A 24938-nucleotide genomic window follows, 5' to 3' on the forward strand; every position below is an offset into this window, starting at 1 on the left:
AAATGACCAATTAAAATTAGTTGTTTTTAGGCTTGCTTTTATAATCTATACAATATTATGTTGAATTTTTCATATAAAACCTTATATATAATTTTATATATTAATTCTGTACTCTCTTCTAAGCTCATTATTTTTTTTGGAGCTTCATAATTTGTTCTGCCATGTCTTGCAAAATACCCTAAAACTTCATAGTTATTTGCTGTATGAGTAAATATTTTAATTTCATTTTCAAATTCTTTTAGTAGCTCTAATGAACCCTCTTCTTTAAGAAAATACTTTATATCATCGTAAATCATATATAGTAATTTATAATCAGTATTTCTGGAAAGCAAGAAAAATAAGTTGGTTAAAAATTTATCATTTATTATTTGGGAGAATAAGTCATAAACAGGATTGTGAGTTTTCGTTGCTATCGAATTTTTGAGAGTAGAGAGATCAAACTCAATAAAATATAACTCTGGCTCATAAATTGGAGATACAATTGGTTTTTTAGTTTGATAATCATATAAAGTATTGAGAGTGAAATATTTTCTTGACCTTTTCTCACAAAGTTTAAATATACCTTCAAAAATTGATAGGATTTGATGAGCTCTTTTAATGATTTCTTCAGGGTCATTTAAGTTATTAAATGCCAAAGAAGAGAAATAGAATGAAGAAAGGTGATTGTCATCATGTATTTCTGACCAAAACATTGCATCATTAGTTGAATTATTTACAGATAAAATTTCTTCAACACGAATACTTGAAGTTGCTAAAAAAAAATACTTAAAATCCATTAATTATTATTGTTTTAAAATGCTACCCAAAAACTAAATATACGCAATGTTTTTATTTATGTATATAAACTTATACTTAATAAATTTAACCAATGTTAGGATTTTAATTTTTCAGGGTGTACGGTGTACTATTTTAGACAATATCTCTGTCAAATCAATATGAATACACCAGATTTAATTTTAAAGTGAGAAAATTTGGATAAGTTCAGAGACCGTTCGAATTGATTTAGTGTAACCTAAAAATTTTTTATAAAAATACTCCGGCTAAGGTATGTGTATAAAACCACCCCCTTCTTTTCAAAAAGAAATTTGACTTTTTTAAGGGCATACCGGCATCACGAATTTTGATTCTGGAAAATAATTCTCCAAAAAATATTTTTTCTCCGAAAAAGAATACTATATTTTCGTAGCCGTTCTACTGATTCCTGTAATAACCCTCATTGCTATTGAATTATGAGAGTGATCAAACAAAGACAAGAAAATTATTTTAGAGATTAGTTTTAATTGTCATATGTTTCACAGCATATTATTCTATTTATCACATTTGCCTTGACCAAAACCTTGACCAAATACCAAAACTAGCTTTTAAAAACAAAACAACCCACTGTAAAACAGCAGGTTGTTTATTTAACATTGTGACCGCAGAAGGATTCGAACCCTCACTGTTGGAGCCGAAATCCAAAGTTCTATCCATTAAACTATGCAGCCTGTTTCAGGAATTAGGGGTTGGATAATAGGTTGTAGTGAAAACTATTCCTAAATCCTAAGCCCCTGAGCCTAGAAAGTAATCTTCACTCCTCCCAGAATCTGTGCACCTAAGACTTTATATCCTTTGTACGTCTGGTAATTTGAGCTCAGAAGATTATTTCCGAGTGCGAAAATACTGAAATTTTTGTGAATTTTATACTCTGCGGAAAGATTTAAATCAGCATACCCCCCAACTTTATCATTGGTGTTCTCTGTAGACTGGAAAATCATCCCCGGATTGGCTACGCCATCTATTGCATAAGAGTTTGTAGTTCTGTCACTTGCAAAGATCCCTTTGAAGCCTAACAGTAACTTTTTGTCCAGCATTGTATATTTTGCCCCAATGGTTGCATTGAACAGCGGAACGTTATAAATATTGTCAAAATTCTTCAAACTGTACTTTGTAAACCTCAATTCTCCGTCGATAGTTAAGTTTTCCAATGGGAAATACTGAACACTTCCTTTGATATCACTTACATTTCCGTCATCATATACTGCAGAGAATGTATTGGCAAAATTGTAGGCAGAACGGTTCAGTGTATACACATCATCAAAAAGCCCGTTCGCTTTAAAGAACATAATATCTCTCATTTTTCCGAAACCTGCAGAGAAGTCATATTTTACCATCTCATCAATATCTCCTCTCAATCCTACATAAAAATGATATTGAGTCTCTGTTGGCTTTAAATACTGGTCAGAAAGCACGAATGGGTTCACCTGCAGAAGGTCTCCATATGTATTCAGTTTAAGACCTCCATCTACCCCACCATAGAATTTAAATTCTTTAGCAGCAGCAAACTGAAATTCAGCCTGTGGAAACCAGTATGTTTTATTATTTTTCAGACGTTCGGCCATCAGGTCGTTTGAATTCTTGGCATTCAGGAAAGAAAATGAAGATCCTAACATCAAATAAGATTCTCCTTTTCTGAAGGTAACCTTCGGAGTAAGACTTGTATTGAAGAAATTAGCAGAGTTTTTATCTCTGATCGCAAAATCTGTTTTTACAGCCTCCAATCCTACACCAAGATCAGCATTCAGGTTAATCCCGGACTTCCCAAGCTCAACAGCATGTTTGGAGAAATTAGCCAAAATGGAAACCTGATTTTCCTGAGCATCAAAATGATCTTTCAGGAATGATGATTTCACTCTTACATCATTTAGGATCTCATTAGAATAGAAATCATAATATCCGTTTACTTTAAACTGGTTCACTTTCTGTTTCAGATCCACATCAGCAGAAGGTTCCAGGGCATAGATCCCGTAATAATTATAGTTATTCAATCCATACTCTGCATTAATGTTGAATTTTCCTTTCTCTCCGTAAGAATTAAGGAAAGCTGCAAAAGCAGCTGAAGTTTGTTTGGAATTCCAGTCATAGTCTTTTTTAAGACCGCTGGTAGAAAGTACATGAACATCCCCTCCTACTTCAAGTTTATTCTGTAGAGTCTTGGACACATTCCCGTCAAACAGAATCTTCCCGTAATTACCCATTCCAAACTGAACGTAATTATTCTGGGCTGTAGCATCAAATTTCGGAGCTACATCTTCCCCCTGAATCGTTGAAGTTTTGAAGTCTGAAACAGCAGGGACATCTGTGATGTTATATTTCACGGGATTCTGGGATTTCTCCTCCGGCGGATAATTTTTAATGGTTTCTACAGAAGTCTTCTTTTTCTCGATCTTCTTCACCTCCGGTTCTCTCTTTTTGTTAAGAACCAATTTCTCCTCCTTGATCTGGGAAAACGCAAACTGCGAAACCCCTAAAAATATTATAGATAATAATTGAATTTTCTTGTTCATATTTTCTTTATTTGAAAAAATATAACGGATTTTACTTATTATTAGAAGCCATATAACTTCCTAATAAAGCTTTCCCCGACTGTTTTGGGAAAGTTCTGCCCAGTCTGAATATATTAAACAGCCAAAGGCTTTGATAAACTTGTAAGTTGTATTTATAATTCTTCGTTGTATTGTTCTCAGCTACATCATAACTATAACCAATATCGTATGGAAATCCTGAAGGCAGCAATCCGACAGTGATTATGCTTCCAATCATTGCATTTCCGCATGAAGGAGTACGCGTCATCATCGGATGCAGGGTTATTTTAGCTGCATGAGTACTGTCTTCTACAATTTCATAAATTCCAGAATGTTTTAAAATATCAAACTCTTGCTTAAGCTCTTTATTCATCACAAAAGCCTTTTGCTTTGGAAAATCTGCCTTTGCATGGCGATATTCCTTAGGGTAAGCATTGTATGATGGTATGCAGCTCCAAAGGGAAGCCGAGACTAAGAAAGAATATGCAGAAATTTTAAACGCTCTCATCTTTTATTTCTTGATCTGCTTTTTAACTTCTTTAGCTTCTGCAACAATTTCCGGGAAGTCCTTATAGTTGGCAATGATCTGATCACAGGTATAACTTGCCTGATAATTATCTTTCAGACCAATGTAGTTTTTAGCCATCAGCACCAGGGCTTTTGCTCCCCAATATTCTTCTGATGAATAATTATTTGCCAGCTTAAAGATTGTCTCATTGGAAGACTTGAATGCCTTTCCTTTGTTCTGATAGTAAGCTTTTGCATAGAATGCTTCTGCAGCTACCGAAGTATTGGAAGACTTTTCAAGAGAAGTATAGGCAGCCTGCGCATCTTTATCTTTCCCTGAATTCATAAGACTTCTTGCCTTGATCACTTTTGCTGTTTCAATAACTGCTGCTGAGTTTTTAGAATTGGCAATTACCGCATTGGCCAGCTTTTCAGCTTCCGAGAAGTTCTTTTCATCTGCATACAGCTTCATCAGCTCAACATTGGCGTAGTTTTTAATACCAATATCTGAAGAGTTTCTGATCCCTTCAAGATATTTCTTGGCTTCAGCAGTATTTCCCTGTGCAACAAAAATCTGCGCCAAACGGGTTTGGGCATCATCCTGATAGTCATTCTGAACGCCTGCTACTTCTTGTAAAACAAGCAATGCTTTAGTTGAATTATTGGTTTGATAATAACTTTCTCCCAGTTCATATTTAGCCTGATAAAGACCTTCTCCGGTAGGATTCTGCGTCAGATATTTCTCATAGTAAGAAATTGCATTTTTATAGTCTTTCTTTGCAAAATACTGCTTACCGGTAGACAGGTTGATCTCATCGATTTCTGAAGCGTCAACATTCACCCCGATATTTCTGGCAAAATTTTCATATCCTGCAACATCTCCGTTTTTCGTGAAGAGCGGTTTAGCAGCCTGTACGATTTTTTGAGCATATGCAGTATTTTTATACTGATCTCCCAGAGATTTCAGTTCAGAAAGTGCTTTATCATTCTGGTTCTGGTCAATGTAATTCTGCGCTCTGTAGATAGATGCATTTGCAATCAGATCTTTATCTGAAGATGTTTTGATCACTTTTCCGAAATAATCATTTGAATTTGCAAAATCATCCTGAGCTGCATAGGCTGTCCCTATTTCATATTGTGCATCATCATAATATTCAGAGTCCGGATATTTGGAAAGAAGTCCTTTAAGATTAGTGATCTTCGCCTGTGTATCTCCTTTGAAGCCTAAAGCCATTGCTTTCTGATAAAGCGTATAGTCTGTTGCATCTGCATTTTTATCATAGATGGCTATTGCCTCATTCAGGTCATTATTCGCATAATGAATATCTGCCAGACGAAGTTCCGCATCATTTTTAAATTCCGGTTTCGGGTTTGCCAGATACTGTTTGAAGTAAGTTGCTGCCTGATCGAATTTTTTAGATTTAAAGTAAGCATACCCTAAGTCGTAAGGTAGCTGCTGCTTTTCAGGAAAATTCTCGTTAAGAAGTTTTTCATAACGTACAATCGCAGACGGATAGTTCCCTTTCTGATAATAAACCTGTGCTAGCCAATATAAAGCTCTGCTGTTAAATTCTTTATTGATATTGAAACCAAGACTTCTTAAGAAATATTTCTCAGCTTCATCATAATTTCCTTTGTTAAATTCTTCTGTACCCAATAAGTAAGAAACTTCCTGATCTACCTTATTGATATCAGGAGTAGAACTCTGCAGCCTGTCAATAGCATTCAGTGTTTCTTTATAGTTACCGGAATACAGATATGATTTTACCAATAGTGATCTCATTTCTGAACCATTGGCTGCATTCTGATTTTCATTGATGTAACTTTGAATAACCGCAGAAGGGCTCTCAAACGGGTTACCGATATCATAGCTTAACTTTGCATACTGCTCATGTGCCAGTTTTTTCACTTTAGCATCATAATCCATCTGATAAGAGGAACGGAATGCTGAAAGTGCCTCCTGTTTTTTATCTACTGCCAGATAAGCATTTCCCAATTGGTAATAGGCATTCTGTGATAATGCAGAGTTACTGTTCAGAAGCTGGTTGTAATAAGAAACCGCCTCATCATATTTTTTCAACTGAGCAGCAACGAATCCCATTTCATACAAATCATTTTCAGACGGGTTCTGCTGGACACTAAGATAATCTTTCAAATGGGGATAGGCAGAAGTATAATCATTTTTCATGAAATAACTTTCTCCGATGATCTTATGAACCTCTGCTTTGTAAGAATCTGAAATATTCTCGCTCAGTAAAGCATTTCCTTCAGAAATAGCCTTGTCATAGTTCTTATCATTATAATACATCTGTACATAATAAGGACGAACCAGTTTTGAGAATTTATCCTGATTTTTTATAGAATCAAAATACTGAAAAGCTTTATCATTCTGTCTGTTGCTGTAATAAAGGTGACCCAGCATATAGGCAATATCCCCTTTCTGAGAATGGTCAGCCGATTTATAAGCTTCTTCCAAAGCATCAGTAGCTCCTTTAGAATCTCCGGTCATGAACTTGGCATAACCAAGCTTCAGGATATACTGGGTATTCTCTTCTTTTGAAAGCTGATACTGATTTACTTTTTTCAAAGTTTCCAATGCTTTGTCAAAATCTTTTTTAGCAAGATAATAATCTGCCAAAGGCAAGTTGGCCTGAGCAAAATAAGCAGAATTCGGATATTCTTTCATGAAGGCCGTTAACCCTTCTTCAGCATGATTCTTCTGAAGGATAACACCAATCACATTATCAAAAAACTGCGCCGCCTCCTTTTTCGAACGCGACAAATTCTGATTGTAGAAATATTGTCTTGCGTATTCGTATTGGGAGGCGTTGTATATCTTGGTCTGGTAAAGATTTTCAGCTAGATTGAATCTGTAATTTTCTTTCTGTGTAAAATATTGGGACTGCTGAGCTTCGGAGATTCCGAAATACATCACAGCAGCCGCTAAAAGTATTTTTTTTGATTTCATTCTTCTTGATATAAGAAAATTAGTCTAAATAAGTTAACGAAAATATTAAAAACTTATTGTTTAAACAAGTTTTAACAGATTTAATGTCTAAAATATAGATTTAACAAGTCAGAAATCAATTCACTATTTTATGATAAAATTTCTTACTTTAGCCTGCTAAAAAATAAACAATTTCAGTCATCAATTATCAAAAACATATTTTGATCTGATACTTTTTCAACAGAAGCTAAAAACATACCATAAACGTACTACCGAATGAAATTTAAGATACTTTTAGCATTAATTTTTGTAAATCTGATGCAGGCACAGAAGTTTTACTTCCCGAAAACAGCAGCAACTGACTCAGCCATTTTAGAAAAACAGATGCCTGAACTCGCTTTACAGGTAATTGCGCAACATCAGTCACCTAAGAATAAGCCAAAATATACGGTTACCTTTCTGGATAATCTTTTCCGCTTACAGATCGCTGCAAAAGATTACAAAAACTCTATTACCACTTTGTCTGAATACCGTAAAGAATATGCTGACCATAATATGGCGGGGAACAAATTCCTTGCTTATGAAATTTACAGTATGGCCAAATTGCTGGAAAAGGATCAAAAAATGGTTTTCTCTAATGCTCTGCAGTCTGCATTCAATACAAAATATGAAAGTCTCCCGGTTCCACTGACTGCCAAAATAGGCTCCATTATTAATGGTGATGTAAATGACTATAAAAATACGCTGAAAAAATCCCTTGCCAAGCAGACTGATAAAGATAGTATAAATTACGCCTCGGCTCTTGCTTTGTGCAAAAATTATGTAAACTATAAAACCTATTCCGGCATTATCCCTCAGACATTAAAGTTGCTGAAGGTAAAAGAACAGGAAAAATTCATCATTGAAACAAAGAAACTCAGTTTAAAAAACGGAAACACACTTACCGTTACCATTGTCCGAAAAAAAGAAAACACCTCTCCCCTTCCCGTTATTCTTACCAATAATATTTATGCCGGAGAACTGGTGGATGAAGGCTTAGGTAAAAGGGCAGCGATCTATAATTATGTAGGAGCTATTGTTAATACCCGTGGAAAAAGAGACAGCGACGGAATAAATAATCCATTTGAGCATGACTCCGAGGACCTGTATGAAGTAATAGACTGGGTAAGCAAACAACCCTGGAGTAATGGAAAAGTGGGAATGATCGGCGGAAGTTATTTAGGTTTCAGCCAGTGGGCCGCTGTAAAAAAGCTGCATCCTGCGCTGAAAACTATTGTACCGCAGGTAGCTGTGGGAATAGGAATAGACTATCCTGCTCAAAACAATGTATTCATGAGCTATATGATGCAGTGGATCCGCTATGTCACCAATAATAAGCTGGCTGATGATAAAGACTTTAACAATTATACAAAATGGGACTCTATCAATACAGCATGGTACAAAAGCGGAAAATCATTCAGAGCCCTGGATTCTATAAGCGGCAAGCCAAATAAAATCTTCCAAAGATGGCTGGATCACCCCGGTTATGACAAATACTGGCAAAGAATGATTCCTTATAAAAATGATTTTGCTAAAATCAACATTCCTGTTTTAACAACCACAGGTTATTATGATGTTGACCAGATTGGAGCATTATATTATTATAAAGAGCACCACAAATACAATAAAAACCCTGATCATTATTTAGTGATCGGTCCTTATGATCATGCAGGAGCTCAAAGTTTCGGATACAATTATGTTTATGGCTATGGGAATCTACTGATAGATCCTGTTGCCAGAATAAGTATTGATGAGCTTGCTTTTTCGTGGTTCGATTACATTCTGAAAAATGGGAAAAAACCGGAGCTTCTGAAAGACAAAGTAAACTTCCAGGTGATGAGCACCAATACATGGAAGCATGTTCCAAGTCTTGAAAGAATGCATTCTTCTACTCTTAAGTTTTACCTTAGGGATCGTAAAAACGGCGCTTCTGTTTTTGAAAAACCGAAAGCAGAAGAATTCACTAAACAAACCATCGACTTTAAAGACAGAAACCCGAAATATCTTTATCATAAAGTAAGCAAACAGGATAGTGTGTATGTTACGAATTCCGTTTATTTCGAAAGCGAAGTTCTTGACAAAGACCTTATTATCAGTGGAAATTTATCGGGACTCTTCAATGTTTTTGTTAATAAAAAAGATTTTGACACCAACACCTTGTTATATCAGATCCAGCCGGATGGAAAAACGTTTTTATTATCTACTCATATGGCAAGAGCAAGCTATGCAAAAGATAATTCTGTACGTCAACTTCTTCAGCCTGGGAAAAAGGAACAAATCCCGATCAAAAACTCGACATTCATCAGCAAAAAGGTAGAAAAGGGCAGTAAACTGGTATTATTGGCAGGCGTTAATAGAAATAAAAACTGGCAGATCAACTATGGAACAGGTAAAGATGTAAGTGACGAAACCATTAAGGATTCCGGGGAACCTCTGGAGATAAAATGGTATAATGACAGCTATGTTGAAATACCTGTCTATCAAGACTAAAAGCCTTTGTTTAAGGAATTTTATCCAAATGTAGTTAACGACTGTTAACATCAAAATAAAAAATCATTACATTTGCTTTTTTTCAAATCAAATATAGTTATTGAATGAATCAACTTTTTAGAAGAAAAATCTATTCAGATACAGATACTTCAACGGGACTTTTAAGAGTCTTAGGCGTGTGGGACATCGTGTTTTTTGGTATTGCGGCAATTATAGGAGCTGGGAGTTTCAGCAGTTTGGGAGAAGCCGTTTTCAGAGGCGGCCCCGGTGTTATCCTTCTATATTTGATTTGCGGCTTTGCCTGTGGGTTCACCGCTTTATGTTATGCTGAGTTTGCCAGCAGAATTCCTACTGCAGGCTCTGCGTATACTTATGCCTATGCAAGTTTCGGGGAGCTGATTGCCTGGATCATCGGCTGGGCCCTGATCATGGAATATTCTTTCGGAAATATTTATGTAGCCTTCTCCTGGTCAGATTATTTCACCAGCTTTTTAGGCCGTCTGGGGATGCATATTCCTGATTACCTGACCTGCAGCTATACAGAAGCCAGAAAAGCCTTTCAGTATGGCTCAGAAAATAAAGAGCTGTTGAATGCATGGAAAACTGCCCCGCTCATCGGAAGCCTTAAGTTTATTGTAGATATACCGGCCCTGGTGATCAACGGTCTTATTACATGGCTTTGTTATGTAGGGGTAAAAGAAAGTAAAAACTTCAACAACTCCCTGGTAATTTTAAAACTAGCTGTAATTGTACTGGTAATTCTTGTGGGATGCGCATATGTAAACACTGAAAACTGGACGCCAATAAGCCCTGCAACAGGATCACCATCCTTCATGCCTAATGGTTTTGCAGGAGTAATGAGTGCGGTATCAGGAGTATTTTTCGCGTATATAGGCTTTGATGCCTTAAGTGTACTTTCTGAGGAAACAAAAGACCCACAGAAAACATTACCAAAAGGGATGATTATCTCTCTTGTTTTATGTACGGTTATCTATATTGCACTGACACTGGTATTAACAGGTATGGTGGACTATAAAAAGTTTGACGGTGTTGGAGACCCGCTTTCCTTTATATTTGAAAAAACCAATGCCAATGTTGCCTGGATGGAACTGGTCGTTTCTTTCGTAGCGATAGTTGCCATTACAACCGTATTATTGGTATTCCAGATGGGGCAGCCAAGAATCTGGTATGCAATGAGCCGTGACGGGCTGATGCCTGCAAGGTTTCAGAAGGTACACCCTAAATATAAGACTCCGTCTTATGCAACAGTGGTTACCGGAATTGTAGTAGGAATCCCTATCCTGTTTACTGATAAAACATTCATTCTTGACTTTACAAGTATCGGAACGATTTTCGCTTTTGTACTGGTTTGTGCAGGGGTACTTCTTCTTCCGGCTAAAGAAAAAATAAAAGGCAGATTCCACCTTCCTTATGTGAATGGAAAGATGATCTTCCCTGTTATTTTTATTGGAGGATTAATTGGATTCTATTACTGGCAGCCGGAGTTTTTCCGTACTTTGACAGACTGGTCTGATCCTAAGGAAGGAGAATTCAGAGCTTCTATCTGCTTCTTCATTGTGATCAACTTAATCTTATGTGTCGTGACTTTTGTTAAAAACCTTTCTCTTATTCCACTAATCGGGTTAAGCTCTTGTTTATACCTTCTTACCGGGATGAGCCATGAAAACTGGTTCTGGTTCGGAATGTGGTTCCTGATAGGAATGGTGATTTACTTTTTCTACGGCTATAAGAATAGTAAACTTGGAAAAGAATTAAGAAACAGTCAAAAATAATAAACAAAATTCCAAAGAGGCAAAACCGCAAAAAGGTCATCTGTAAAGAGACTTATTTGCGGTTTTGCCTTTTTATTTTTCATCCCAAAAACTGAAAATAAGGGCATAAAATCAATTCCTTTTCCACCTGCCGATGGTAATTCATGAAAGTTAATCTTTGAGTTGAAAAGATCAGAATGACCTGTACTGGCACTGTTTATGCCTTATTCTTTAAAATCGGCAGCATTATTGCTATAATATCGATGCCATCAATAAACTAGCCCACCATGTCTGAAAGAATAAAAACATACAGTGAGTTTTATCAGTTTTATCTGACTGAACACAGCAAAACAGGAACACGGATTTTTCATTTCATAGGCACTCTGCTCGTATTTTTTGTTATAGGATACGTTATCAGCTCAGGAAAAGAAAGATTCTTATGGTATGTGCCAATTTTCGGATATGGATTTGCATGGTTCAGCCATGCCGTTATTGAAAAAAACAAACCAGCTACTTTTAAATATCCTTTATGGTCGCTGATTTCAGATTTCAGACTGTTTTTTGAGCTTCTGACTTTCAGACAAAAATTTATAATGCCGGACAAGAAGCCACAGAATGAGTAAATGAAATCCTTTACATGTACATCATTTTTGTATCAAAAAGTATCGTGCTTACAATCAGTATTTTTTTTCAAGAATTTCGTAGTGGATTGTGTTTACTATTTTTTCGGCAAGAGCATCTCCATCAATTTTACTCGGTTTAGGGTTGTAGCTTGAAAAAGTCATGGTATTATCTTTATTTAAGGTGACCTCTACTTCTTCGAGAATGTTTTGGTCATCTACATAAAACTGGATTCTGTTTTCTACAATTCTCCAAAAAGAAAGTCTTGGTTCGGAAGGGCTGCAATCATCCACTGTACCTTCTATATAGTTATAAACAGCAAAACCATCTTCCCGGATTGCATAATTTCTCATCAAACGGCAGTGATCAAATTCTTTGATTACTTTCTTTTTGTTGTCATAAAATCCAGCTTCCTTTAGTTTCCAAAATCCTGTGACGTTGTTTGGAATTAATTTCTGTCCATTCATAACACAAGAAAGAAATAGAAAGAACGCAAGAAAAGGTATCCTGTGCATATTTATGTGATTTTGAGCGAAAATATAATGATTAGAATAAAAAGCTTCAGCGGGCGGCTCCGCCGCCCGCTGAAGCTGAAGTTTTAAACTCTGAAATTAAAACTCAGGTTTCTTTATTTAAATTTTTTCTTAAAACTGAATTTAAGCATATTCATCAGTCCCGGCTCTATGATATCAATCCCTAATCCGAAGTTGCTGTCAGCTACCATATGATGATCCATCCTGAATTTCTCAAACTCGGTCTGCTGGATTTCTACGTTCACCAAAGGATTAAATTCTATATACACACTTGCCCCATTTTTGGCAACCTTTTTACGGCTTTTATAATCAAAATAAGGATTGGCTATTGTACTTTCCTGTACCGTATATTTTTCTTCAGTGTCTATTTTCTGATCTGTAGAAAGATTAATCTCATATTTCTCACTATCGAAATTATGCCAGAATGGTAAATCTTTATGCATAAAATCCCGCGCACTTGCTTTGACAACATTACGATCGAAATACATCAGAAAACGGTTCTTTTGCAAATCTGTATAATAAGGGTTATCAACTACAGAAGTATATTGAATCTTAAGTTCATTTTTCTTTTTATCATCACTTATAACATCAATGGCCGCCTCCCTGAATATATTTCGGATATCAGTACCGTTCCGGTCATTAGAATAATTAAGGCTGTAATAAAAGAAATTATTCCAGCTGTCTATAATTTCCCTTTTATTAGTAACTTTAAAATACTTTCTCATTGCATTAGCCCGGTTCCCTTTGTATGTGGTAATCAGATTCAGCTTTCCGACGCTGCCCTGTACATTAAAATCTACTTTTTCATCAATGCAGTAATAGGCATATTTATGAGGCTTTCTTATCTGAAGTTCCTGATTCTCCTTAACTTCCAGATAGTGCATAAAATATATAAATCCACGGTTTTCAATCAGTCCGAACTCATCACGGATGGTGGCATCAACAAAATACTCCTGCCCTTTGTAATTGATTTTTACAACAACATGATTGAAATTCAACAGTGATGGCAGATAGTATTTAATATAATAATCTGTACTAAAATTAACCAGAACCACTGAAGCATCTACTCCGATATAATCCAGAATAACCTTTAGCAAAACAGACTTTGCTTTGCAGTCTCCCTGTTTATTTTCATAAGTTATAGCAGGTTCCTGCGGTTTGTGCCCGTTCATCTCATCTGCATTGAAGGTATAATAGATATGATTCTGAACATATTCTATTGCAAACTGTAGTTTCTCATCAAGATCGGTAATAGCATCAAGCTTTTCCAGAAGGTTGGGTGCAAAATCCTTTAATGATGACTTGTTGAAAATATCATTATAAATAGGAACAATATAGTTGGAAAGATCCTTCCAGTTGCTTTCGGTAGCAAAGTCTATATAAGGGAAAATTTCACGGCTTGAATCTACAGGGTTAATATAATTCTGCTTATCAATTACAAAACGTTCTCCTTTTTTTAAATGACTGATTTCGGGTTCCAAAACATGGCCCTCTTCATCTCTGAAAAATGTTTTCTTATAGGCAATGGTCTGTTCACGATCATTGATGAATGTAAATTTAAAACTCCCGTAAGCCCAATAATTATCAGGACTTACCCATACATATTTTGAAAATTCTTCTCTCAAAAAATCACGTTCCGTAAAAACCTTGATTCTGGAATCTTCCAATACCAGTACATCATACAGCCTAAGATCTCTGATGGTAATATTAATCTTTTTGTTACTGCTTAAAATCCCTCCGCTGCTCTGATTTTCGCTGTCCAGTACTTTTATTTTCGTATCAGGGATTTTATCAATCAGTACTCCGTCTCTCAGAACACTGATTCTGTGGATCTGATAGACCTCATTTTCTTCCACAACAACATCCATGACAGAGGCTCTTTCAAGATTCCCGGGTTCATTCAGTGTATAAGCCATACAGGTATACTCACTGTTTTCAGTATTGCTTGTGTAATATTTTCTGTCTAAGAAATAGCAGTAATCCCTGCCTTCATCAATTTGTTTTCTGGCAAATTCGGAGTCTGTAATTCGATCTTTTATTTCCTGATCTCCAATATTTCCTGCCCATGTTTCAGGTTTCTGAATCCTGTAATTGTCAACTTGAATTTGATTGTCCATATGTAGTATAAAATTGTGTGTTTTGGTTGTCATCCTTAAGAACTTCAAATTAAATAATTAAAAAAGTAAAAAACAATAGAAGAACTGCTACAATTCATGAAAAATTCCGGCATGGTAATTGCCAAGTATGGTCTAAAATCAAGTTTATGAAAATTATAGCAACAATTCTAAAAGGAACAGTTCCTGCATTAGCATTATTTGCAATGACACAATGTACAAATAGTGCCAAAGTATCCGCTGATGAAAAAACATTCATCGTAGGGCCTCAAACTGCAGACTGTACCGGAGTAGCTCCTATGAAATGTCTGCAGGTAAAAGATAGTGCTTCAGGAGACTGGACTAATTTCTACAATAATATCGAGGGGTTCACTTACGAGCCAGGATATGAATATGTTTTAAAGGTAAAAACAGAAAAAATTGCTAATCCGCCAGCTGACGGTTCTTCTATAAAATACACGTTGGTAAAACAGGTTTCTAAAACGAAAAAAGAAACTGCTTCTGCTAATGAAAAAACACTTATTATTGGAGCCAACACGGTAGACTGCTCAGCAGGAGCCGGACGTATGAAGTGTATGCAGGTTAAGGAGAAAGCTTCTGAAAGCTGGAGCAGTTTCTACAACAATATAGAAGGATTCACTTATGAACCTGGATATGAATATGTTTTGAAAGTAAAAACAGAAAAAATTGCTAATCCTCCGGCTGATGGATCTTCAATCAAATACACATTGATACAACAAGTTTCTAAAACGAAAAAATAACAACAAAAACTCCCGGGAAGATTTTCCCGGGAGTTTTTCTTTATTCAGGCTGGGAGCTTTTTTTGATTTCAATAGCTTTTAGCTTCCCGGTGCTAGCTTTCTTTCGAATACCCTGACTCTTTTTGAGGCGGGTCAGGATATTTACCTTTATTAGCCTCTCCTACAGTGTTTGCAGTAGTCATGGCAACCACAAGATCATTCAGCATGCCGCTTGCTGCAGTAGGCGAATTGGGAAGAAGAACCAAACTGCTTCGGTTGCTTGCTCCTACAGAATGTAAAGTATCATAATGCTGGGTCACCACAATAAGAGCTGATGCTTCATATGAGTTGATATCTACATTATTCAGCATTCTTACAGACTCTTCAAGTCCTTTTGCAATTTCTCTTCTCTGGTCAGCTATTCCCTGCCCCTGTAATTTTTTAGACTCTGCTTCGGCTTTTGCCACCGCTACAATTCTGATTCTCTGTGCTTCAGATTCATATTCAGCGGCAGTCTTCTCTCTTTCTGCAGCATTTATCCTGTTCATGGCATGTTTTACCTGCTCATCCGGATCAATATCAGTCACCAATGCCTTGATAATATCATATCCGTAACTGTTCATTGCTTCCTGAAGTTCACTTTTCACAGCAATCGCAACGTCATCTTTTCTAACGAAAACATCATCCAGTTTTAATTTTGGCACTTCCGCTCTCACTACATCAAATACAAAAGAAGTAATTTGATTTTCAGGATTTTCCAAACGATAATAAGCGTCTCCTACCTGATTTCTGATTACCTGATACTGAACAGAGATTTTCATTTTGATGAAAACATTATCCAATGTTTTAGTATCAATCATAACATCCAGTTGCTGAATTCTCAAATTCAGCCTTTTAGCAATCTGATCTATAATAGGAAGTTTAAGGTGAAGCCCGGAATGTTTTACGGCCTGGAGTTTCCCAAAACGTTCTACAATAGCTGCAGTTTCCTGTTTTACCACAAAAAACGAAGCGAATAAAATAATCAATCCGAAAAAGATAATGGGTATTAAAAAAAGACTCATAGTTTTATAATTTTTTAATGTGTCGTCATCATTTCATTTTTGTTAAAATAAAACTTCACATTGTGTTTCATTAAATATAATAAAAATAAATGTACGCTTACCACAACATTAATGGATTGAAAATCAAACTCGTTACTTACAGATTAATTTAAGATAAGATTGTTTTAAGAAAAAACTTAATTTTGACTATAAATTATCCTGTATGGTTGATGCTAAAGAAATATTAAAAGGTCATATTTCAAAATTCACTTCTCTTTCAGATGAACAGTTTGATTATGTTTTCGGACATTTTAATTTAATTAATTTAAAAAAAGGACAAAGCCTGATTTCTGAAGGTGATTTTGTAGATCATGAGTATTTCGTATTTGAAGGCTGTCTTAAAGCATTTTATCTCAATGATGATGTAAAAATGTTTATTCTCCAGTTTGCAATGCCAACGTGGTGGGTCACGGATTTTGATGCTCTTTACAGTAAAAACAGAGCTACAATCAATGTAGACTGTATCACCAATGCCGGTATTTTATCTATATCCAATGAAGACCGTGAAAAGATCTGCAATGAAATTCATGAAGTTGAGCATTTTTTCAGATGGCGTACGAATAAAGGCTATGTAGCTGCGCAAAAACGACTCCTCTCTTTCATGAATAATGATGCGAAGTTCAGGTATGAAGAGCTTCTGGCGTTATATCCTCAATTGTACAATTTGGTGCCCAAACATCTGATTGCAGCTTATTTAGGAGTATCAAGAGAGACTTTGAGCAGGCTTAATCAGTCTAAACACTAATTTTTTTCTCCTTTTAAAACTTATATTTAGTGATCTACATCACATAACTTTCTCTCGGATTCGGCTGAACTTTGTCCTATCATTTAAACCCAATTAAAAATGGACACAAAAAGTTTTATAATAGACAGCCAAAAAAGTTTAGCTGAATGGACCGGAAGAAAAGTAACAGGAGCTCATAACGGAACCATAGGAGTGAAAGAAGGACATTTCACATTCGGAAACGGCAACATCCTGTCAGGGAAATTTGTAATCAACACAAAATCAATTACCATCCTTGATATAGAAGAATCTGAAACCAATACTCAATTTGCAAATCATCTGGCTTCTGATGACTTCTTCAACTCAGACCAATATCCTGAAGCCGTTTTTGAAATTACTTACGCTGAGCCAGGTGACAGTAATCTTTACCATGTAAAAGGTGATCTTACCATTAAAGGCATTACCCATTCTCTTGAAACAACGTTACAGATTGTGAAAAAGGATAACACTGCTGTTTTAGACGCGAAAATTGTAATTGACCGGGCAAAATTCAATATCAGATTCAGATCTGCCAATTTCTTTACCAACCTTGGTGATACTCTTATCTATAACAATTTCGATCTGAATATTCATTTAGTTGCAGAGGCAGCCAATTCATTAATATCATTAAAAATTTAATATTATGCCATTTATAACCATAGATGTTTTACGCGAAGATATAAGCCGCGAAAAAAAACAGGAATTAATTCAAAAAGTAAGTGAAGTAATCACTATCGTTTTAAATAAAGATCCGCATCTGACCCACATAATAATTAACGAAATCGACAATGATAACTGGGGATATGCAGGAGAGCAGGTTTCAGTGTTAAAAGAGCAGGGATTTTCAACCGAAAAAAAGTAAATCAGATATGAAAAAACAAACCGTACTTATCACCGGAGCATCATCAGGAATTGGTTTGGCGACCGCCCGCTATTTTTTAGACAGAGGGGATAATGTAGTCATCAATTCACAAACAGAGTTGAAATTACAAGCCGTTTATAATGAACTGAAGGCTGGAGAAAATCTCGCGATGGTTGCCGGAGATGTTTCGAATAAATCAACAGGAGAAGCATTGGCTAAAACTGCTCTTGAAAAATTCGGTTCAATAGATGTTTTGGTCAACAATGCAGGTATCTACGAAAACAAACCGTTTTTAGATGTAACGGAAGAATACCTGGACAGATTTTTATCAACCAACTTAAAAGGAACATTCTTCACAACACAGGCTGTACTTCCCCAAATGATCAAACAGAAAGAAGGTGTGGTCATCAACATCGGAACACCGCTGGTTTATCATGCAATTGCACAATCTCCGTCCACAGCCCCAATTTCCAGCAAGGGAGCGATCCATGCTTTGACATTGCAACTGGCTGCAGAATTTGGAAATGATAATATCAGAATAAACACCGTTGCACCAGGGCTCATAAGAACACCGATGCATGGTCATAACCTTGACAACAACGCGGGACTTCATTTGATTAACCGTATCGGAGAACCCGAAGAGGTTGCCCAGATGATTCATGCAATTGCCAAGAATAAACTTATTTCAGGTGCGATCATCAATGTAGACGGAGGAATGGGCGCAGGACATCGTTTATAAAAATGAAAATTCTAATTTTACTTGCATGGCTGTTTATGATACCAATAAACAGCTATGCTCAAAAAATAAATGTCATGAACACATACAAAACAGAAGAAACGGAAATAAGAAACATCATTAATGCCTATTATTTCAAAGGAATTTATGAAGGAAATACTGAGCTTTTAAAACATATTTTCCATAAAGATGCTTTGCTTTTCGGAGATATAAAAGGGGTTCCGTATTATAAGACCTCAGCACAGTATATTGAAGGAGTGGGAAACCGCGTAAGTCCGGAAAAATCCGGAAAAAATTTTAAACCAACCATCTTATCAGTGGATGTGATCAACACAATTGCTGTGGTAAAATTAAATGTAAAAATGTACGATTTCAATTACTATAATTTTATAACTTTTCATAAGATTGACGGCCAATGGCTTATTGTCAACAAGACGCTGACCGATGTAGAATGTTAATCTATTAATTTTACCAAAATAATCCAATATTATGTGGAATAAAAATAAGATAACAGATTTACTTGGCATAGAATATCCGATCTTTCAGGGGCCTTTTGGAGGCGGACTTTCTACTGTAGAACTCACAACAACGGTTAGTCGACTTGGCGGTCTGGGAGGTTATGGTGCCTATACTTTATCTCCTCAGGATATTTTTGATGTTGACCGGCAAATCAAAACGATTACAGATCAACCTTATAATCTGAACCTTTGGGTGAGCGATCATGATATTATTGATCAGGAACATACGGAGAATCTGTACCAAAAAGCGGTAGAGGTTTTCAAACCCTATTATGATAGTTTAGGTATTGAAGTTCCGCCTCTTCCGCCCTCCTTTGAATCAAGATTTCAGAATCAGCTTCAGGTTATTTTTGATATTAGGCCTAAGGTCTTCAGCTTTATGTTCGGACTTTTGGATCCTGATATTATTGAAAAACTGAAAAGCCAGGGGACAGTTATCATTGGAAATGCAACCACTGTGTATGAAGCCACCGCCCTGGAAAACACAGGTGTAGACATTATTGTAGCTTCAGGTTTTGAAAGTGGCGGCCACAGACCTTCATTTCTGGAGAAAGCTGAACTTTCAACCACCGGAACTTTTACTCTGATTCAACTGATCAGGGATAAGGTTAAAATTCCTGTGGTTGCAGCCGGAGGAATAGCCAGCGGGCGTGGCATTGCCGGAGCTTTCAAACTGGGGGCAGATGCTGTACAGGTCGGCACTGCATTTTTAGCTACCGAAGAATCCGGAGCGCTGCCTCTGCACAAGGAATTTTTGTTTTCCGAAGCTTCAAAATCTACAACCCTCACCAGAGCATACACCGGAAGATTAGGGCGCGGAATTACCACAAAAATCACAAGAGATGTATTGACCGCTACGGATAAAACATTGCCATTTCCTTTGCAGACTCATTTTATGGGAGCTTTGAGAAAAGCTGCACTGGAACAGCAAAAGAACGATTTGGTTTTCTTCTGGTCTGGGCAGATTGCTCCTATTCTGAAACACAAAAAGGCCTCCACTTTAATGAAATCATTAATAGAAGAGGCTTCTGAATTATTAAAATAATTAGAATTTACACCGTCATTCCGATGTCTATTCCTTTAATTTTCCGGTAAAGATCTGTAGCATAATTATCTGTCATTCCTGAAACGAAATCAATAATTCCCAAAACCTTCTGATAGTCTGTTCCGCTCTCATAGAAGAACTGCCTCGGAAGTAGTTTTAAGGCTTTTTTATCATAAGATTTTCTTTCATCCTCCGGTTTCAAAATGGAAGGGATAAAATGATCCAGTAATTCGTACATTACGTTATAGCCCGCATTTTCAATTTCCACCACTGCTTTGTGGTTGTAAATTTTTTCAATAGAAAAAGATTCTATATCCTGCAGTGCATTATTTTCCGATTTATAAATATCAAGCAGTCCTTTATCCAGATTTCCTTCCAGAATTGTTTGAAAATTCTGCTTATAAGCTTCAAGTGATTTGTTGATTAATGCATTTATAGCTTTTGCTCTCAGATAGGATATCTTTTCATTTTCATTGGAGATGGAAGCCAGTTTATTTTTTACTTTATCAATATCGCTGCTTTCAGATTTTACCAGTTCAAAGAAAAGGTTTTCACAATCTGAAGTAGATACAATCCCCAATCGGTGAGCATCTTCCATATCAATAATATTGTAGCAGATATCATCCGCAGCTTCTACCAGCCATACAAAAGGATGCCTTTTGAAAATATGAGGTTCCTCGCTCTCTGAGATCAGATGTGTTCCCTTCGCAATTTCAAGGAAAATATCTTTTTCATTCTGGAAAAACCCGAATTTCTTTCTGTGAATGATCCCTTTCTTCTTGGCAACGGCTTCACAAGGGTATTTCGCTATACTTGCCAGTGTAGAAAAAGTGAGTTGAATACCTCCGGCATCTTTTCCCTGCTGCTGCTGGGCCAATACTCTGATGGCATTAGCATTCCCTTCAAAGTTAACCAGATCAGCCCATTCTTTTTCATTGAATTTGGATTTCAGGTCATTCTCATTTCTTTCAAAATAACTTGCAATAGCATCTTCCCCGGAATGTCCGAAGGCAGGGTTTCCTACATCATGACATAAACAGGCTGCTGCAATTACATTTCCTAAATTATATAGATAAAAGTTCTTTGAATCTTCCGTAAGTTCATTTTTAAAATCTTCAGCAATATATTCACCAATAATACTTCCTAAACTTCTTCCTACAGAGGACACTTCCAGAGAATGCGTCAGCCTGTTGTGCACAAATACACTTCCTGGAAGAGGAAAAACCTGAGTCTTATTCTGCAGTCTTCTAAATGCGGAAGAGAAAATAATCCTGTCAAAATCTCTTTGAAAATCAGTTCTTGAAGCTTTGGTATGCGGATTGTTCCCTGTACGTTGATTGGTGAAAATCTGGTTTAAATTCATCATTTTTCAAAATTACTCCAAATTTTAGTTTTACGGAATAGTATTTGAACTTTTATTCAAAAGCAAAACTATGCCTGAAGGTCCCTCCATTATATTAATGAAAGAAAACCTGCAGCCTTTTGTCGGAAAAAAAGTGACAGAAGCATCAGGTAATGCAAAATTCGATAAAGAACTTCTTATCGGCCAGAAGCTTCATGAGATCCGTACTTTCGGAAAACAGACCTATCTTGTTTTTGATAAACAGGCCGTCCGCATTCACCTGTTGATGTTCGGGTCATATAGTATTAATGAACAGACGAAACCTGATCAAAGCCTTCGTCTGTCACTTAATTTTAAAACTGAAAGCATATATTTCTATACCTGTTCCGTCAAATCTGTAGATCTTGATTATTTATCTGGCATCGATTGGGAAGCTGATGTGATGAGTGACCTATGGAATCCCGAAAAAGCAAAGAAAAAACTCAAGGCCAAACCAGAAATGATGGTATGTGATGCCTTGATGAATCAGGATATTTTTTCGGGTGTAGGAAATATTATTAAGAACGAAGTTCTGTTCAGAATTGGTGTTCAGCCTGAAAGTCTTATCGGAAATCTGCCGGCAAAAAAACTGAAGGAGCTTATTGCCGAAGCCAGAAATTACAGTTTTGATTTTCTGAAATGGAAACGGGAATTTGTTTTAAAGAAACACTGGCTGGTTCATTCAAAAAAAGCTTGTCCGATATGCGGGCAAAAACTCGTAAAAAAACAAACAGGTATAGGAAAACGAAGAAGCTTTTACTGCGAAACAGATCAGAAGCTTTATTAATGCATTCCAACAACTCTTCCCATCAAAAGTCTATTCACAAAATCTATTTTGACCAGTGTTTTTTCCATTCATGAAAAAGCCTGAAAACATGCTATATTTGAGGTATTCAATCCATTTTCATTCATCGGTAAACGATGAACAATAATAACCGCTAATAAAACTCAAATTATTATACAATGACAGACAATACATGGCTCAACAGGTGGAACGACAGATACAGCAGTGAGGAATTTGCCTATGGTACAGAGCCCAATAATTATTTAAAAGAACAGTTAGAAAAACTAAAACCCTCCTCTATCCTTTTTCCCGCGGAAGGTGAAGGAAGAAATGCCGTTTTTGCAGCCACCAAAGGATGGAATGTTTCAGCTTTCGATATCAGCAGCGAAGGAAAGGCTAAAGCTTTACTGCTTGCCGAAAATCAAAATGTCATTATCGATTATCAGGTTGGAGAACTTCAGAACCTGAATTTCCAAAAGGAGCATTTTGATGCTATTGCTCTTATTTATGCCCACTTCCCTGCGGATATTAAATCTTCTATTCATATAATGCTGAATCAGTATCTGCGTAAGGGAGGCTTCATTATCTTTGAAGCATTCAGCAAGAATCACCTTGAATATGTGACGAAAAATGAAAAAGTAGGCGGACCAAAAGATATCGGATCCTTATTTTCAATTGACGAAATCAAAACTGATTTTCCCGATTACAAGATCTTAGAACTTGAAGAAAAGGAAATTGAACTTAACGAAGGGTTATTTCATAACGGAACCGGTTCAGTGATCCGTTTCACAGGTCAGAAACATTAGTCTTATCCGTCAGAATTCAAAAATCCACCGGCATATTTTGTGAAGAAATCGGACCTGTAAACTTCTCCGATAGGAATCTCAGATTCATCAATATATATATTATGATTGTCAAATGAATCTATAAAGTCAATATTGACTACATAAGATTTGCTTACGCGCAGAAAGGTTTCCCATACAATTTTCTGGTGGATCGTTTTGAGATTCATTGCAGTGATAAGCTTCTGATGTCTGGTATGAATTACTACATAATCCTTTAATCCTTCAATAAATTTAATATCTGAAAAGTTGATTTTATAAAACCTTCTGTCGGCTTTAATGAATAAAAAATCTGCTGCATTGGATTCAACAGTATTTTTCACCGTATCTTTAGATAGAAGTTCGGTGTAGAGAGCAGCTTTTTCTACAGCCTTTTCCAGTCTTCGGGGATCAATGGGTTTCAGGAGATAATCTACCGCTTCCAGCTCATAGCTTTTTAAAGCATATTGGGAATAGGCTGTGGTGAAAATAATCAGTGATTTTTTTGGCAGCATTTCAGCAAACTCCAGCCCTGTGACCATTGGCATTTCAATATCAAGAAAGATAAGGTCTACATCATTCGTTTTAAGAAAGTCCAGTGCTGAAGGTGCATTGGAAAATTCTCCAAGAACCTCGGTGTTAGAGGTTTCAATGATCAACGATCGCATTTCTGCTCTTGCCAACGGCTCATCATCTACGATTATACAATTCATACTGGAATTTTTAAGTTAACGGTATATTCTTTTTCCCCGGAAATAATATCCAGTTCAAAAGCTTTTCCATAAAGGAGTTCAAGCCTTCTTTTAATATTGGCAAGTCCTAATCCTCCATAGCTGGTATTAGATGTAGTAAAATTTGAGTTTCTGGAATTCGTACAGGTAAAGCACAGCATTTTATTTTCCATATCAATATTGATCTTCACATAAGACTCTGTACTGCTGATGTCTACACTATGTTTGACTGCATTTTCTACAAAGGTGGTAAATAAATTGGGAGAGATAAAAGTACTTTTTATAGTTCTGCTGTCTATATCTACATTGATATCGAATGAAAAATTATCGCGCCGTATCTTTTCAAGATTGAGAAAATTGGAAAGAAAATCGATTTCTGAAAGCAGCAGGGTTTTCTCTTCCCCATTCTCATACAGCTGGTATCTCAGAAATTCTGAAAGCTTTACAATGACTACCGATGCTTTTTCGGGGTCTGTTCTGATAAGCGCTTTTACATTATTCAGCATATTAAACAGAAAATGCGGATTGATCTGATTCCTGAGCTCATTCAGTTCCATCTGCAGGGTCAGATTACTGAGTTCTGTGATTCTCCTGGTATCACTGATCCACTTTTGCAGCAGTTTTACTGTAGTAGTGGTCATAATAATAGGAATACACATGAGTACTCCTTCATAAATACTGCCCCTGTCCCCTACTTTTTTCAAGTTTTCCACTCTGAAGTCTTCAAAAAAGAATTTAAAACCATACCCTATCATATTAAGTCCCACAACTCCCATCAGCACAAGCAATACAAGATAAGTGATGTATTTTGTTCTAAAGAAAAATCTGGGAACCAGAACATAAATGTTGATATATACCATCCCGATCAGCACCATGTAGACAAAGCATAAAACATAATACTGATACACGCCGGAATACCAATGCCAGAACCTTGCAGTATAGATAAGCACGAAAAAGAAAATAAGAAATATACCATGGCGCCAGAACCTGAACCGGTTTTCTACCAGAAAGTCTATAACCATTGTATCCTTAAATTTTGGTGTTCCGTATTTCATAGTATGCTCCCAGAGTTTTAATACAAAGCAAAAAT

Annotated in this window: 22 protein-coding genes and 1 tRNA gene; 12 read left to right on the forward strand and 11 right to left on the reverse strand. The window is 36.3% G+C overall.

The window, feature by feature from the left end; all coding sequences use genetic code 11:
- Positions 1–38 precede the first annotated feature (38 nt).
- From LF887_RS13930 to LF887_RS13950, 5 genes are all read right to left on the reverse strand, one after another.
- The gene (locus tag LF887_RS13930) at positions 39–776 is read right to left on the reverse strand and encodes a hypothetical protein (RefSeq protein ID WP_236854851.1); all 738 of its coding nucleotides are present in this window, start codon (positions 774–776) and stop codon (positions 39–41) included.
- A gap of 636 nt (positions 777–1412) precedes the next feature.
- Positions 1413–1484: transfer RNA gene (locus LF887_RS13935), tRNA-Arg, on the reverse strand.
- Between the two features lie 69 nt (positions 1485–1553).
- Positions 1554–3323 carry a TonB-dependent receptor gene (locus tag LF887_RS13940; protein WP_236854852.1) on the reverse strand — a complete coding sequence of 590 codons (1770 nt, stop codon included), beginning with the start codon at positions 3321–3323 and terminating at the stop codon, positions 1554–1556.
- A 31-nt stretch (positions 3324–3354) separates the two neighbouring features.
- Complete coding sequence (locus tag LF887_RS13945) at positions 3355–3849, reverse strand: hypothetical protein (protein WP_236854853.1); 495 nt, start codon at positions 3847–3849, stop codon at positions 3355–3357.
- A 3-nt stretch (positions 3850–3852) separates the two neighbouring features.
- Positions 3853–6816: a tetratricopeptide repeat protein gene (locus LF887_RS13950; protein ID WP_236854854.1), complete on the reverse strand. Its 2964-nt coding sequence runs from the start codon at positions 6814–6816 to the stop codon at positions 3853–3855.
- A gap of 255 nt (positions 6817–7071) precedes the next feature.
- On the opposite strand from LF887_RS13950, the gene LF887_RS13955 reads away from it, so the two are divergent.
- From LF887_RS13955 to LF887_RS13965, 3 genes are all read left to right on the forward strand, one after another.
- The gene (locus tag LF887_RS13955; RefSeq protein WP_236854855.1) at positions 7072–9324 is read left to right on the forward strand and encodes a CocE/NonD family hydrolase; all 2253 of its coding nucleotides are present in this window, start codon (positions 7072–7074) and stop codon (positions 9322–9324) included.
- A 104-nt stretch (positions 9325–9428) separates the two neighbouring features.
- Positions 9429–11117, forward strand: coding sequence for an APC family permease (locus tag LF887_RS13960; RefSeq protein WP_236854856.1), 1689 nt, complete (start codon positions 9429–9431; stop codon positions 11115–11117).
- A 266-nt stretch (positions 11118–11383) separates the two neighbouring features.
- The gene (locus LF887_RS13965; RefSeq protein WP_236854857.1) at positions 11384–11719 is read left to right on the forward strand and encodes a DUF962 domain-containing protein; all 336 of its coding nucleotides are present in this window, start codon (positions 11384–11386) and stop codon (positions 11717–11719) included.
- 54 nt (positions 11720–11773) lie between these two features.
- Here LF887_RS13965 and LF887_RS13970 read toward each other — a convergent pair whose 3' ends face one another.
- Together LF887_RS13970 and LF887_RS13975 are read right to left on the reverse strand one after the other, a co-directional pair.
- The gene (locus tag LF887_RS13970) at positions 11774–12232 is read right to left on the reverse strand and encodes a lipocalin family protein (RefSeq protein WP_236854858.1); all 459 of its coding nucleotides are present in this window, start codon (positions 12230–12232) and stop codon (positions 11774–11776) included.
- Between the two features lie 113 nt (positions 12233–12345).
- Positions 12346–14367: a DUF3857 domain-containing protein gene (locus LF887_RS13975; protein ID WP_236854859.1), complete on the reverse strand. Its 2022-nt coding sequence runs from the start codon at positions 14365–14367 to the stop codon at positions 12346–12348.
- A 146-nt stretch (positions 14368–14513) separates the two neighbouring features.
- Here LF887_RS13975 and LF887_RS13980 point away from each other — a divergent pair, with 146 nt between their 5' ends.
- Positions 14514–15125: a DUF4377 domain-containing protein gene (locus LF887_RS13980; protein WP_236854860.1), complete on the forward strand. Its 612-nt coding sequence runs from the start codon at positions 14514–14516 to the stop codon at positions 15123–15125.
- Positions 15126–15217: 92 nt separating this feature from the next.
- Here the strand turns inward: LF887_RS13980 and LF887_RS13985 are convergent, their stop codons facing one another.
- The gene (locus LF887_RS13985; protein ID WP_236854861.1) at positions 15218–16168 is read right to left on the reverse strand and encodes an SPFH domain-containing protein; all 951 of its coding nucleotides are present in this window, start codon (positions 16166–16168) and stop codon (positions 15218–15220) included.
- 202 nt (positions 16169–16370) lie between these two features.
- Here LF887_RS13985 and LF887_RS13990 point away from each other — a divergent pair, with 202 nt between their 5' ends.
- The 6 genes from LF887_RS13990 to LF887_RS14015 all read left to right on the forward strand — a co-directional run bounded on the left by LF887_RS13990 (position 16371) and on the right by LF887_RS14015 (position 20131).
- Positions 16371–16952 (forward strand): Crp/Fnr family transcriptional regulator, encoded by a 582-nt coding sequence (locus LF887_RS13990; RefSeq protein ID WP_236854862.1) that lies wholly within the window; start codon positions 16371–16373, stop codon positions 16950–16952.
- A gap of 99 nt (positions 16953–17051) precedes the next feature.
- Positions 17052–17609 (forward strand): YceI family protein, encoded by a 558-nt coding sequence (locus LF887_RS13995; protein WP_236854863.1) that lies wholly within the window; start codon positions 17052–17054, stop codon positions 17607–17609.
- A 4-nt stretch (positions 17610–17613) separates the two neighbouring features.
- On the forward strand, positions 17614–17832 hold the full coding sequence (locus tag LF887_RS14000; RefSeq protein ID WP_236854864.1) for a tautomerase family protein: 219 nt from the start codon (positions 17614–17616) through the stop codon (positions 17830–17832).
- A 7-nt stretch (positions 17833–17839) separates the two neighbouring features.
- Positions 17840–18571 carry an SDR family NAD(P)-dependent oxidoreductase gene (locus LF887_RS14005; RefSeq protein ID WP_236854865.1) on the forward strand — a complete coding sequence of 244 codons (732 nt, stop codon included), beginning with the start codon at positions 17840–17842 and terminating at the stop codon, positions 18569–18571.
- A 74-nt stretch (positions 18572–18645) separates the two neighbouring features.
- On the forward strand, positions 18646–19026 hold the full coding sequence (locus tag LF887_RS14010) for a nuclear transport factor 2 family protein (protein ID WP_236854866.1): 381 nt from the start codon (positions 18646–18648) through the stop codon (positions 19024–19026).
- A gap of 31 nt (positions 19027–19057) precedes the next feature.
- Positions 19058–20131 carry an NAD(P)H-dependent flavin oxidoreductase gene (locus LF887_RS14015; protein WP_236854867.1) on the forward strand — a complete coding sequence of 358 codons (1074 nt, stop codon included), beginning with the start codon at positions 19058–19060 and terminating at the stop codon, positions 20129–20131.
- Positions 20132–20138: 7 nt separating this feature from the next.
- Here LF887_RS14015 and LF887_RS14020 read toward each other — a convergent pair whose 3' ends face one another.
- Positions 20139–21494: a deoxyguanosinetriphosphate triphosphohydrolase gene (locus LF887_RS14020; protein ID WP_236859507.1), complete on the reverse strand. Its 1356-nt coding sequence runs from the start codon at positions 21492–21494 to the stop codon at positions 20139–20141.
- 70 nt (positions 21495–21564) lie between these two features.
- Here LF887_RS14020 and LF887_RS14025 point away from each other — a divergent pair, with 70 nt between their 5' ends.
- Positions 21565–22299 carry a DNA-formamidopyrimidine glycosylase family protein gene (locus LF887_RS14025; protein WP_236854868.1) on the forward strand — a complete coding sequence of 245 codons (735 nt, stop codon included), beginning with the start codon at positions 21565–21567 and terminating at the stop codon, positions 22297–22299.
- A gap of 176 nt (positions 22300–22475) precedes the next feature.
- Positions 22476–23102, forward strand: coding sequence for a class I SAM-dependent methyltransferase (locus tag LF887_RS14030; protein ID WP_236854869.1), 627 nt, complete (start codon positions 22476–22478; stop codon positions 23100–23102).
- Between the two features lie 2 nt (positions 23103–23104).
- On the opposite strand, the gene LF887_RS14035 is transcribed toward LF887_RS14030, so the two are convergent.
- Entirely contained in the window at positions 23105–23830 is a 726-nt protein-coding gene (locus LF887_RS14035) for a LytR/AlgR family response regulator transcription factor (RefSeq protein WP_236854870.1), read from the reverse strand.
- Positions 23827–24903, reverse strand: coding sequence for a sensor histidine kinase (locus LF887_RS14040; protein ID WP_236854871.1), 1077 nt, complete (start codon positions 24901–24903; stop codon positions 23827–23829). The genes LF887_RS14035 and LF887_RS14040 overlap by 4 nt, the downstream gene beginning before the upstream one ends.
- Between the last annotated feature and the right edge of the window lie 35 nt (positions 24904–24938).

It is taken from the genome of Chryseobacterium sp. MEBOG06, from assembly GCF_021869765.1.
Taxonomy (GTDB): Bacteria; Bacteroidota; Bacteroidia; order Flavobacteriales; family Weeksellaceae; genus Chryseobacterium.